This is a genomic window from Pararhodobacter sp. CCB-MM2, assembly GCF_001691415.1.
In the GTDB taxonomy this organism is placed as follows: domain Bacteria; phylum Pseudomonadota; class Alphaproteobacteria; order Rhodobacterales; family Rhodobacteraceae; genus Pararhodobacter.
On the sequence record NZ_LRRR01000002.1, the window covers coordinates 363,091 to 375,974 of the forward strand.

A 12,884-nucleotide genomic window follows, 5' to 3' on the forward strand; every position below is an offset into this window, starting at 1 on the left:
TCTGCCGCCCCCGAACACCCCCCGGCCCCAAGGGGCCCAAGGAGACTTCCATGACCTCTGAACAGGATCTGCCGGTCGCCGTCGTCACCGGCGCTGCAGGCGGCATCGGCCTCGCCTCGGCGACCCGTCTGGCCGAAGACGGCTTCCGCGTCCGCATGCTGGATCTCTCGGCCGAGCGCGTCGGCGCCGCAGCCGCGACGCTGGCGGAACGTGGCTTGGCAGTGACCGCCGCCGGTATCGACCTGCGCGACGAAGACGCCATCAAGGCCGAGATCGCCTCCCTGCCGCGCCTCGACGTGCTGGTCAACAACGCGGGCATCTTCGACGTGATCGAGTTCGACGCCCTGACCGCCGCCGATCTGCGCCGCATGACCGAGGTCAATTACATCCCCGTCTTCACCCTGTCGCAGGCCGCCTCGCGCCGCATGCCCGAGGACGGGCGCATCATCAACATCGCCTCGCGGTCCTGGCTGGGCGCACGGTCGATCGCACATTACGCCGCCTCGAAGGCCGCCGTCGTCGGCCTGACCCGCGCCATGGCGCTGGACCTTGCGCCCAAGCGCATCCTCGTCAACGCCATCGCACCCGGCGTGATCGAGACGGCGATCCTCGACGCCTGGGATGACGAGGCCCGCGCCGCTCTGGCCGCGCGCCAGCCGATCGGCCGTCTGGGGCGGCCCGAAGACATCGCCGCCGTGGTCGGCTTCCTCGCCGACCGCCGCACCGGATTCATCACCGGCCAGACCCTGATCGTCGATGGCGGCGCCTCGGTCGGCACGTTGGGAGGCGCCTGACATGGCAAGATTGTCCAACAAATGCATCGTCCTGACCGGCGCCGGCAGCGGCATCGGTCGCGGCATGGCCGAGGGTTTCGTGCGCGAGGGCGCGCGGGTTCTGGGCGTTGACCTGTCGGAAGCCGGGCTGGCCGAGACGGCCGCCGGTGTCTCGGGCCCCGGCCGTTTCGAGACGCTTGTCGGCAATGTCACCGACCCGGGCCTGCCCGACGCGATCCGCGCGCGGCTCAAGGGGCTCGGCTGGCAATGGAACGTCTTGTGCAACAACGCCGGCATCGGTGGTGGCGGCATGGCGGGCGAGTGCGATGACGAGACGCTGAACCGCTATCTCGATGTCAACGTGACCGGCCTCTTCCGCCTGTCGCGCGCCGCGGTCAACGACTGGACCGGCAAGGGCGGTGGAGTGATCCTGAACACGGCCTCGATCTATTCCTTCATCGGTGCCACCGGATCGGCCGCCTATTCGACCTCGAAAGCCGCCGTCGCGGGGCTGACGCGCCAGATGGCCACCGACTATGGCGTCGAGGGCATCCGCGTCGTCGCCGTCGCCCCCGGCCTGATCGAGACGGCCCTGACCGCCGAGCGCATCCGCACCGAGAAATGGCGGCGGCACATCTATATCGACCAATGCCCGCTGCGCCGGGTCGGCAAGCCCGAGGATATCGCCAACGGCGCGATCTTCCTCGTGTCGGACGAGGCCAGCTTCATCACCGGCGAGACCCTGCGGATCGACGGCGGCTGGACCTTGGGCCGCTACCCGCGTCCGGACGAGGCATAAGCCATGCAACAGAGTTACGATCTGGTCGTCGTGGGGTCTGGCGCGGCGGGGATGGCGGCTGCGCTGACGGCGCATGATCTGGGCCTCACGGTGCTGATCGTCGAGAAGACCGAGTATATCGGCGGCTCGACCGCCTATTCCGGCGGCGCGACCTGGATCCCGAACAACCCGCATCAGCTGGCCGCCGGCGCCGCCGAACCCGCGGGCAAGGCGATGACCTATCTGCAGGCCGAAGTCGGCAATCACGGCCAGCCGGCGCTCTGGGAGAGCTTCCTCGACGCCGGGCCGAAGATGGTCCGCTTCATGGAGGCGAAGACCCATCTGAAATTCTCGATGCGCCCGGTCGCGCCGGATTATCACCCCGATCAGCCGGGCGGTTCCATGGGGCACCGGGTGCTCGATCCCCTCGATTTCGACGCGCGGGTGATGGGCGAGAAGCTGGCACTGATCCGCCCGCCAATCCGCGAATTCACCGTGTTCGGCGGCATGATGGTGGGGCGCAAGGACATCCCGCATATGTTCTCGATGCTGCGCAAGCCGGCGTCCGCCCTGCATGCGGCCGGCATCCTTGCCCGCCATGCGGTCGACAAGGTGACTCGCGGGCGGGCGACCCGGCTGGTGTTGGGCTCGGCCATGGCCGGGCGGTTGGCGCAGTCGGTGTTCGAGGCGGGGATCGATCTGCAGACCCGCTCCGCCGCGAAGGAATTGCTGACCGAGGGTGCCCGCGTGACGGGCCTCATGCTGCAGACGCCCGAGGACGAGGTGCGTGTCACCGCCAAGCTGGGCGTCGTGCTAGCCGGTGGCGGTGCGGCGCGTGCGAAAGTGCTGGACGACGTCCTGCATCCGCATGGCCAGCATTGGTCGATGTCGCCTGAGGGTTCGACCGGGGACAGTCTGTCGCTGACCGCGCCCTTGGGTGTGAAACCGGCCGAGGGCAATGAGGCGCCTCTGTTCTATGCCCCGGTGTCCCTAATCCCGCAGGCTGATGGCTCGGTCCGGCCCTTCCCGCATCTGTTCCTCGACCGGGCGAAACCCGGCGTCTATGCCGTCGACGGCACCGGCCGACGCTTCGTCAACGAGGCCGCGAGCTATCACGACTTCGTCCGCGCCATGCTGGGCAACGGCCCCGGCCGCGCGCCCGAGGGGCCGGTCTGGCTGCTGGCCGATCACACCACCATGCGGCGCTACGGCCTCGGCGCGGTGCGGCCTTTCCCGGCGCCGATGGGCGAGCACATTCGTTCGGGCTATCTGAAGCGGGGCCGCACCCTCGCGGATCTGGCCGCGCAAATCGGCGTCCCGGCCCCGGCGCTGACCGAGACCGCCGCGCGGGTGACGGGTTTCGCGCAGAAGGGCGAGGACCCGGACCACGGCAAGGGCAGCACCGCCTACAACCGCTATCTCGGCGATGGCGAGAGGGGCTTTGCCAATCCCTGCCTCGGGCCGATGGAGCGCGGGCCGTTCTACGCGATCCGGCTGCATCCCGGCGATATCGGCGCCTCGGTCGGCCTGCCGATCGACCCGCAGGCCCGTGTCGTCACGCCCGAGGGCCAGCCGATCCCCGGCCTGTTTGCTTGCGGCAACGACGCCAACTCGATCATGGGCGGCACCTATCCCGGCGCCGGCATCACGCTGGGCCCGGCGCTGACCTTCGGCTTCATCGCCGCCCATACCGCCGCCGGGAAACCCCTACCCGCCAACTGACCGGCCGTCGCTGGCGTCACAGCGCGAAACACAGGAAGCCGCCCCGCCCGCCTCTGCGGCGGGGCGGCGTCCTGTCGCCCGCGCCGGCCTGAAGCCCCGCTCAAATCCATTCCTCTGGGTTATACCTCACCTGAAGATTAGTGGCGTTGCGGCACGGCCCGTCGGCCTCGCATCATGGGATCGACACAGATCCGATGCGAGATACCGAGAAGGGACATTCCGATGACCACCGCCACGATCCCGTCCCCGACCGACGACGCAACCTCGCGCCGCCGCCGTCGCAGCCGCGAGGCCGCGCCCAAGACCGCCCGGCAGCCAGATTACCGCCAGCTGCGCCATCCCTTCCCCGCCCAGACGATGTTCTCGGAGGACGAGGTGGCGGGGATGCACGACACCGCCCTGCGCGTGTTGGAGGAGCTGGGGATCAAGGTCCTGCTGCCCGAGGCCCGCGAGCTCTATGCCACCGCCGGCGCGCGGGTGGAGGAAGACATGGTCTTCCTCGGGCGGGATATCGTCACCGCCGCCATCGCCTCGGCGCCGAAAGCGTGGACCCTGCGCGCGCCGAACCCGCTGCGCGACCAGCGCTACGAACAGGGCGCGATGATCTTCATGGCCGGGGTCGGTTGCCCCAACGCCTCGGACCGCGAGCGTGGGCGGCGACCCGGCTCGATGGCCGATTTCGTCGAGACCCTGAAGCTGTGCCAGAACTTCGACGTGATCCACACGTTGGGCCCGACGGTCGAGCCGCAGGATATCCCCGTCGCCCTGCGCCATTACGGGACCATCGAGGCGCAGCTCGCCCATTGCGACAAGCCCTTGTTCCTCTATTCCCGCGGGCCCGGTCAGGTGGCCGAGGGGTTCGAGATGATCCAGACCGCGCTGAACCTGTCGGATGACGATTTCGCCCGCGATGTCTGGGTCAGCACGGTGATCAACACCAACTCGCCGCGCCTGCTGGACAACCCGATGGCCAAGGGGCTGATCGACTTTGCCCGCGCCGGACAAATGTGCATCGTCACACCCTTCTGCCTTGCCGGCGCCATGGCCCCGATCACCCCGGCCGGCGCCCTAACCCTGCAACATGCCGAGGCACTGGCCGCGATCACCCTCACCCAGCTGGCCAAGGCCGGCAGCCCGGTCAGCTATGGCGGCTTTTCGTCCAACGTCTACATGAAGAGCGGCGCACCGGCCTATGGCACGCCTGAGCATCTGAAGATGCAGATCGGCGGCGGGCAATTGGCGCGGCACATCGGTCTGCCGTGGCGCACGGCCTCGGGGGCGGCGTCGAATGCGCCGGACATGCAGGCGGCGCAGGAAAGCACCATGGGGCTGTGGGGCGCCTCGCTGGCGCATGGCACGCTGATCGTCCATACCGCGGGTTGGCAGGAGGGCGGGCTGACCTTCGGCTATGAGAAGTTCATCAATGATATCGAAGTGTTGCAAGGCATGGCCGAGTTGACGCAGCGCCCCTCCGGCTCGGCTGCCGAGATCGGTTTCGACGCCATTGCCGAGGTGCCGCCAGGGGGCCATTTCTTCGCCACGCAACACACGATGGAACGGTATCAGACCGCCTTCTACGACCCGCTGGTCGCCGATTTGAACAACTTCGGCAGCTGGACCGAGAGCGGCGCCCTGACCTCGGCCGAGCGGGCGACGGGGTTGTGGCAACAGATCGTGCGCGATGCCCGGCAGCCGGAGGGCGCCGAGGAGCGGGTCGCCCGTCTGCAGCCGCTGATCGAGGCCGGTCGCGCCCGGGGTGGCGCGCCGATCATGGATTGACCCGATGACTTTCGCCAAGCCCCCCCGGCACAGCACCGAGACCCAGCACCACGTCTTCCTCTTGCTGGAGAACTTCACCCATCTGGCGTTCTCCTGCGCGCTGGAGCCCCTGCGCACCGCCAATCTGGCCGCCGGGCGCCCGCTCTATTCGTGGCAGATGGTCTCGGCGGACGGCTTGCCGGTGCGGTCGTCGAACGGGACCACGACACTGGTCGACGCCGCGCTGGCGCCGCTGCACCGCAACGACACCTTGGTGGTGGTCGGCGGGGTGCGGGCAGGCCTTGCCTCGACCCCCCGGCTGTTGGCTCAACTGCGGCACAATCAGGCGCATGGCGTCCGGCTGATGGGCATTTGCGGCGGGGTCGAGCTGCTGGCCACGGCCGGCCTGCTGCAAGGGCAGGATTGCGCCGTCGATTGGCAGGGCCTGCGCAGCTTTGCCGAGCGTCATCCGAGCACAAGGCCCAGCGACCGCGCCTTCGTCCGAGGGCCGGTGCCGACCGCCGCCTCGGGTATCTCGGCCACGGATCTAATGCTGCACGAGATCGGCGCGCAGCATGGCGCGGATCTTGCCAGCCTCGTCGGCGACATGCTGAGCTATGGCAATGCGCGACCGACGCAGGGGCGGCAGCGGGTGTCGGTGCGGGCGTTCCTCGGGGTTCGGAACGGGGTGATCGCCGGGGCCGTGAAGATGATGCAGGACAATGTCGACGCCCCCCTGGCGGTGAGCGAGATCGCCGCCGCCCTCGGCGTGTCGACCCGGCAGATCGAGAGGCTCTTCGCGCGCTATCTCAAGGACACGCCGACCCGCTATTATACCGCGCTGCGGCTGGATCATGCGCGCAGCCTGCTCCGCGATACCGACCTGTCGGTGACCGAGATCTCGCTGGCCTGCGGCTTCAACGGCAGCGGGCAGTTCTCCAAGGTCTACAAGAAGCATTTCGGCACCTCGCCGCGGGGTTTCCGGGCGGTACAGCTGGAACCCTTCGCCGCTCAACCAAGTGCCTGACCGGTTTCCTCGGCCAGCCCAGTGATCCAGTCGCGCACTTCCGCGGTGCCGGGCTGATGGCCGACTTGCCGCAGGTAGAACGCGCCCGGCGCCTGCAGCACCGGTCCCGGCAAGGGAACCAAAGTACCCTCGGCAATCAACGGCCGATCCCCGCTGCACCAGGCCAGCAAGGTGCCCTGCCCGCCAAGCGCCGCCGCCACCGCATCCTCGTAGCGGTTGACCGACAGCGAGGGGCGCAGATCGCCCGTCGACAGCCCGGCGGCCCGCGCCCAATCGCGCCACGTCAGCCAGCTTTGGTCCGGCGCGTCGTACTGGATCAGTGGCGCGCGCAAGACGTCGGCCGCGGTTTGCATCGGGTGGCGCGCCAGAAAACCCGCCGTCGCCATGGCGCGGATATCCGCCGCGAAAAGCGGGCTCCAGTCGGGGCCCAGCTCGGCCGTCGGGCCCTTGAACATGACGGTGAAATCGGCGCCGGCGACGCCCTCGGGGCTGTCTTGGGCGATGATGCGGATCGGAATGTCCGGGTGGCGCGCGGCAAAGTCCTGCAGACGCGGCATCAGCCATAGATGCGACAGCCGGACCGACAGCGCGACGGTGATCGGCGCGAAGGGCCGGTGCTGCGCCTCGCGCATGGCGCGCGCGATCGATCCCAGCGCCAGCGCAGTGGTGGCGAACAGCTCGCGCCCGGCTTCGGTCAGTTCGACATGGCGGGGACGGCGGTGGAACAGGGGTTGTCCCAGACGCTCCTCCAGCGCGACGATCTGTTTGCTGACCGCGGCCTGCGTCACGCCCAGCTCCTGCGCAGCGCGGGTGAAACTGCCCAGCCGCCCCGCCGCCTCGAGGGCGAAGAGGGGCGACAGGGGACCGATCTCGGAGCGCAGGGATGCCATGAGGCAGAGTTATGCCTCTGCCTCATAGGCCGTCAAGCGACGGCGTGGTCCAGCGCGTGACAGGCGGCCTGTCCGATGGGCGTCTGCCGGGGCTGCGGGATCTCCTGCTTGCAGCGGTCGAAGGCCAGAGGACAGCGCGGGTGGAAGGCACAGCCCGAGGGCGGCGAGATCGGGTTCGGAATCTCGCCCTCGACCGGACGGCGCCGGCGACCCGACAGCGCGAGGTCCGGCACGGCGTCGAGCAGCATGCGCGTATAGGGATGCTGCGGCTCGGTGAACAGTTTCTTGCCCTGCGCCACCTCGACCAGACGGCCGAGGTACAACACGCCGATCCGGCTGGACATGTGCCGCACCACCGACAGATCGTGGCTGATGAGCAGGTAGGTCAGGCCGAATTCGTCCTGCAGATCGCGCATCAGGTTCAGGATCTGCGCCTGCACCGACACATCCAAGGCCGAGGTCGGTTCGTCGCAGACGATGAATTCCGGCTTCGAGGACAGCGCCCGCGCGATGGCGATCCGCTGCCGCTGTCCGCCCGAGAATTCATGCGGGAACTTGTTCACGTCATTGGCGGACAGGCCCACGACCTCCAGCAGCCGACCGGCTTCCTTCCGGGCATCCGTGGCGTTCATCAGGCCGAAGGTGCGGATCGGCTCCGAAATGATCTCGCCCACGCGCCAACGCGGATTAAGGCTGGCGAAGGGGTCTTGGAAAATCATCTGGAAGCGCCGCCGCAGGCTGCGGGGGATGCCCGCCCCCGCGTCGATGCGCTGGCCGTCGAAGGTGATCGTCCCGGCGGAGGGCGCGAGCAGCCCGACCACCATCTTGGCGATCGTCGATTTGCCAGAGCCGGATTCGCCCACCAGCGCGAAGGTCTCACCGCGGCCGATCTCGAAGCTGACATCGGCATTGGCGGTGAGGAATTGCTTGTCTTCGCGCTCGATCACACGGTTGAGCCAAGGCTTCGACACGTCGAAACGGCGGGTCAGCCCGTCGATTTTCACCAGCGGATCAGACATGCGGCACCTCCCGGCGCTTGGCCTCGTCATAGAGCCAGCAGGCGACCTGCCGCCCGCCCTCCTGCGCGATCAATTCAGGGCGCTCGACCGTGCAGGGACCGAAAGCCTTGGCGCAGCGCGGGTTGAAGGCGCAGCCCGTGGGGATGGCGTTGAGGCGCGGCATGGCGCCGGGGATCTGTACCAGCCGGTCGCTCTCCTGCGTCAGCGTCGGGATCGAGCTCATCAGCCCGGCGGTATAGGGATGCATCGCCTCGGTGATGACCTCGCGCACGGGGCCGACCTCGGCCATGCGCCCGGCATAGAGGACGGCGACGCGGTCCGCGGTTTCGGCAATGACGCCCATGTCATGGGTGATCAGCATCACCGCAGCACCCCGTTCGGCGCAGATGTCCTTCAACACCTCGATGATCTGCGACTGCACCGAGACATCCAGCGCCGTGGTCGGCTCGTCGGCGATCACCAGCTCGGGCTCGGCGCAGAGCGCCAGCGCGATCACCACGCGCTGCCGCATGCCGCCCGAGAAATGGTGCGGGTAATCGTCGATCCGGCGCGCGGCGGCGGGGATGCCGACGCGGTCCAGAAGGGCGACGGCGCGCTTGCGAGCCTCGGCTTCCGAGCAGTCGATATGCGTGCGGATCGTCTCGATCAACTGCTGGGCAACGGTATAGAGCGGGTTGAGCGAGGTCAGCGGGTCCTGAAACACCATGCCGATGCGCTTGCCGCGGATCTTGCGCATGGCTTCGGGGGTGATGTTGTCGATGCGCTGCCCCTTGAGGCGGATCTCGCCCGAGGCAATGCGGCCCGGGGGCTCGATCAGGCCGATGATGGCGGCGCCGGTGATGGATTTGCCGGCACCGGATTCGCCGACCATGCCCAGCACCTCGCCGGGCATGATGTCGAAGCTCACGCGGTCCAAGGCGCGCAGGATGCCGCGACGGGTGGGGAATTCCACCACCAGATCGCGGACGGAAAGAAGGGGCTCTGCCATGGCGGGGCCTCCCTTAGCGAAGACGGGGGTTCAGCGCGTCGCGCAGCCAGTCACCGAGCAGGTTGACCGACAGCGCCAGCGCCAGAAGGGTGAGAGCGGGGAACAGCAGGATCCACCATTCGCCCGAGATCAGGAACGACTGGCCGATGCGGATCAGCGTCCCGAGGCTCGGTTGCGTCGGCGGTACGCCCACGCCGAGGAAGGACAAGGTCGCCTCGGCGATGATCGCCAGCGCCAGCGAGATCGTGGCGATGACCAGCACCGGGCCCATGACATTGGGCAGGATGTGGCGGAACATGATCTTCACCGGATGCGCGCCGATCACACGGGCGGCCTGCACGTATTCCTTGTTCTTCTCGACCATCGTGGCGCCGCGCACGACGCGGGCGAATTGCACCCAGTCGGACAGGCCGATGGCGACGATCAGCACCCAGATCGCCAGCTGGTCGCGCAGGTTGTCAGGGATGAAGCCGCGCGCGATGCCGAAGACCAGAAGCGCGATCAGGATCGCCGGGAAAGCCAGCTGCACATCGGCCACGCGCATCAGGGCGCTGTCGACCCAGCCGCCGCGCCAGCCGGCAAACAGGCCCACGGAAATGCCCAAAACCATCGCGAACAGCACGGCCATGGCGCCGACGAACAACGAGGTCCGCGTGCCATAGAGGATCGTCGACAGCATGTCGCGGCCCTGATTGTCGGCGCCCATCAGGAAGGTCTCGCCGGTGAAGGCGTTGGGCTCCATCGGCGGGGTGAATCCGTTCATCAGGTTCAGCTCGGCCGGGTTGAACGGGTTCATCGTGGCCAGCCACGGCGCGAAGACCGCGCCGCCGATGATGATCAGCGCGACCAGCGTCGCGGCGATGGCCACGGGCGCGGTGCGGAAGGCATAGGCCAGATCGCTGTCCCACATCCGGTACAGGCGGCTTGGCTCTTTCGGGGTGGGATTCGGTTCGGTGGTCATGGCGCGGCCTCCGTCAATGAGCCTTGGCCGCGCGATCGACGCGCAGGCGGGGGTCGACCGCGTAGTAGAGCAGGTCGACGATCAGGTTGATGACCACGAAGATCAGCGCGATCATCATCAGATAGGCGGCCATCACCGGCACATCGACGAAGCGGACCGAGTTGATGAACAGCGCGCCGACGCCCGGCCAGTTGAACACCGTCTCGGTGATGATGGCGAAGGCGATGATCGATCCCAGCTGCAACCCGGTGATGGTGATCACGGGCACCAGCGTGTTCTTCAGCGCATGGCCGAAGTTCACCGCGCGCGAGGACAGGCCACGGGCGCGGGCGAACTTGATATAATCGGTGCGCAGGACCTCCAGCATCTCGGCCCGCACGAGGCGCATGATCAGAGTCATCTGGTACAGGCCCAGCGTGATCGCCGGCAGGATCAGCGCAAGCCGGCCGGAATGGGTCAGGAAGCCCGTCGACCACCAATCGCCCAAGGCCACGACCTCGCCCCGTCCGTTGGAGGGCAACCAGCGCAGTTCCACCGCGAAGACCCAGATCAGCAGCACGCCGATCAGGAAGGTCGGCAGCGACACGCCAATGAGCGAGCCGGTCATGATCAGGTTGGACAGGATCCCGCGGCGCTTGAGGGCGGTGTAGACCCCCAGCGACAGGCCCAGCACGAAGGCCAAGGTGCCCGAGACCAGCGCCAGCTCCACTGTGGCGGGCAGGCGTTGCAGGATCAGCTCGGTCACCGGCATCTGCAGCCGGTACGAGATCCCGAACTCGCCTTGCAGGGCATCGCCCATGAAACGCAGGAACTGGCTGATGATGGAATCGTTCAGGCCAAGGCTGTCGCGCAGGGCCTCTCGGTCGGCGATCGAGGCTTCCTGACCGACCATCGACGAGATCGGGTCGCCGACGAAGCGGAAAAGCGTGAAGGAGACGGCGGCTACGGCGACCATCACGATGATCGATTGCAGCAGGCGTCTGAGAATGAAGGCGATCATGGGGCGTGTCCCGTCAAGGTTCGCACGGTGGCGGGGCTGGCGAGGAAAGGGCCGCCGCCGCATCGCGGGGGCGCTTGCGGGGTCGGGCCGGTGATGTCTGTCGTCAGTCAGGAGGGCGCGGGGTCAGTGTACCGCACCGGGGGGCCGGATGGCAAACGCCCGGCCGGTTGCAGGAAACCGGCCGGGCGCCTTCATCGCAAGCCGATCAGTCGACCGTGACGGTCCACAGGGTCGGCGCGTTTTCCGGGTGAACGGCGATGTTCACACCGTCGCGCACCGCGTAGGCCAGCAGCTGGTTATGCACGTTCAGGAAGACGCGGTCCTCCATCACCTGATCCCAGATCTGCGCGATCACTTCGTTGCGGGCGTCGAGGTCGGTCATCGTCGCCAGCGACTCGATCATCGCATCGACTTCCGGGTTCGAATACTGGCCGCCGTTATAGGCGCCGTACGACCCTTCGCGCGAATGCACGAGGAAGTTGAAGATGTAGGCCGAATCGAAGGTCGGTACGCCCCAGCCGAGCAGGTAGAAGTCGGTGTCGAGGTTCTCGATCAGCGGGAAGTGCAGCGAGCGCGACTGCGAGTTCAGCGTCACGTTGATGCCGATGCGGCCCAGCATGCCGACGGTCGCCTGACAGATCGCCTCGTCATTCAGGTAGCGGTCGTTCGGACAGTCCAGCTGCACCGAGAAGCCGTCCGGATAGACCGAGCGCACCAACTCCGCGGCGCGATCGTAATCCGGCGCCCCGTATTCGTTCATCTCTTCGGTCCAGCCGTTGACGAAGGGCGGCAGCGGCGCGGCCGAGGGCTGCGACTGCCCGCGCATCACGACCTGACGGATCGCGTCACGGTCCAGCGCCAGCGCCATGGCTTCCCGGATCTCGGGGTGCGAGAACGGGTTGTCGGCGACGTTGCTCGATTGCAGCGTTTCCGAGCTGGCGTCATAGGCGAAGAAGATGTTGCGGTTCTCGGGGCCGGTGACGACGGTCACGCCGTCGGTCTGCTCCAGCCGTGCGATGTCCTGCACCGGCACGTCCTGCACGAAGTCGACCTCACCCGACAGCAGCGCGGCGATGCGCGTCGCGGCTTCCGGGATCGGCTGGTAGATCACCTCGGTGACCTGCGGCGCGTCGCCCCAGTAGCTTTCGTTCACCGACAGGACGGTGCGAACCTCGGGATCGCGCGAGACCAGCTGGTACGGGCCCGTGCCGTTGGTGTTGCGCACGGCGAAGTTCTCTTCGCCCGCAGCGAAGTTCTGCGGTGCGACGACGTCATTGGCCTCGGCCCAATCTTTGTCGACGATGAAGAAGTTCGTCAGGTTGTTGGGATACAGCGGCGAGGGGCCGGACATCTGCACATGGACGGTATGCTCGTCCACGGCTTCGGCGCCGACGACATCGGCGTGGATAGCCCGGAAGCCCGAGCTTTCATGCAGCACGCGCTCATACGAGAACACGACATCCTCGGCCGTGAAGGCAGAGCCATCGTGGAAGGTCACGCCTTCGCGCAGGGTCAGAACCCAGATCGAGGGATCCTCGGGGTGGATCTGCCATTCGGTGGCAAGGCCCGGGATCAGCGTGCCGTCCACGTCGCGCGACACGAGGGTGTCGTAGACATGGCGCAGAAGGACCAGCGTGGGGCCTTCGTTCTGGCTGTGCGGATCAAGGGTCAGCGCATCGGCGACACGGGCCCAGCGAAGGGTCTCAGCCGTGGCGGAACCGGCGGCCAGGGCCAGCGCGGCCGCCGAAGCCATCAGGCTCAGCGCGCGTGGAAGCTTGGTCATGGTCGTCTCCTGTTGAGGGATATGCCCGTTTGGCCGGGCAATGATGTCGAGGAGATACAGGTTTGACCAAAGTGTCAATTCTACCGCCGCGCGTGTCGGCCGGGTGAAGACACGCCTTCCGTTAGGTCATGTTTCGAACTTGAAAGACCCCGCACACGGACCGTTCGAAGCGTTCCATTGATTCT

The 12,884-nt window shown here is 67.5% G+C and carries 11 protein-coding genes; 5 read left to right on the plus strand and 6 right to left on the minus strand.

The features are described from left to right. Positions 1 to 50 precede the first annotated feature (50 nt). From BCY78_RS04535 to BCY78_RS04555, 5 genes are all read left to right on the plus strand, one after another. On the plus strand, positions 51 to 794 hold the full coding sequence (locus BCY78_RS04535; protein WP_068298448.1) for an SDR family NAD(P)-dependent oxidoreductase: 744 nt from the start codon (positions 51 to 53) through the stop codon (positions 792 to 794). 1 nt (position 795) lies between these two features. Beyond that, positions 796 to 1,572 (plus strand): SDR family NAD(P)-dependent oxidoreductase, encoded by a 777-nt coding sequence (locus BCY78_RS04540; RefSeq protein WP_068298452.1) that lies wholly within the window; start codon positions 796 to 798, stop codon positions 1,570 to 1,572. Between the two features lie 3 nt (positions 1,573 to 1,575). Next, positions 1,576 to 3,273 (plus strand): FAD-binding protein, encoded by a 1,698-nt coding sequence (locus tag BCY78_RS04545; protein ID WP_068298454.1) that lies wholly within the window; start codon positions 1,576 to 1,578, stop codon positions 3,271 to 3,273. 222 nt (positions 3,274 to 3,495) lie between these two features. Next, positions 3,496 to 5,052, plus strand: coding sequence for a trimethylamine methyltransferase family protein (locus BCY78_RS04550; protein ID WP_068298456.1), 1,557 nt, complete (start codon positions 3,496 to 3,498; stop codon positions 5,050 to 5,052). A 4-nt stretch (positions 5,053 to 5,056) separates the two neighbouring features. Beyond that, positions 5,057 to 6,058, plus strand: a complete 1,002-nt coding sequence (locus tag BCY78_RS04555; protein ID WP_068298460.1) for a GlxA family transcriptional regulator — start codon at positions 5,057 to 5,059, stop codon at positions 6,056 to 6,058. Here BCY78_RS04555 and BCY78_RS25915 read toward each other — a convergent pair. The 6 genes from BCY78_RS25915 to BCY78_RS04585 form a co-directional block, all read right to left on the minus strand. Then, positions 6,043 to 6,948 (minus strand): LysR family transcriptional regulator, encoded by a 906-nt coding sequence (locus BCY78_RS25915; RefSeq protein WP_068298463.1) that lies wholly within the window; start codon positions 6,946 to 6,948, stop codon positions 6,043 to 6,045. The genes BCY78_RS04555 and BCY78_RS25915 overlap by 16 nt on opposite strands. Positions 6,949 to 6,980: 32 nt before the next feature. Then, a complete protein-coding gene (locus BCY78_RS04565; protein ID WP_068298466.1) occupies positions 6,981 to 7,967 on the minus strand; it encodes an ABC transporter ATP-binding protein in 987 nt (328 codons plus the stop codon). Further along, entirely contained in the window at positions 7,960 to 8,955 is a 996-nt protein-coding gene (locus BCY78_RS04570) for an ABC transporter ATP-binding protein (RefSeq protein WP_068298468.1), read from the minus strand. Before BCY78_RS04570 ends, BCY78_RS04565 begins: the two co-directional genes overlap by 8 nt. Before the next feature lie 13 nt (positions 8,956 to 8,968). Next, on the minus strand, positions 8,969 to 9,916 hold the full coding sequence (locus BCY78_RS04575) for an ABC transporter permease (RefSeq protein ID WP_068298471.1): 948 nt from the start codon (positions 9,914 to 9,916) through the stop codon (positions 8,969 to 8,971). Positions 9,917 to 9,929: 13 nt separating this feature from the next. Continuing rightward, entirely contained in the window at positions 9,930 to 10,916 is a 987-nt protein-coding gene (locus BCY78_RS04580) for an ABC transporter permease (protein ID WP_068298473.1), read from the minus strand. Positions 10,917 to 11,121: 205 nt separating this feature from the next. Then, entirely contained in the window at positions 11,122 to 12,699 is a 1,578-nt protein-coding gene (locus BCY78_RS04585; RefSeq protein WP_083194817.1) for an ABC transporter substrate-binding protein, read from the minus strand. Between the last annotated feature and the right edge of the window lie 185 nt (positions 12,700 to 12,884).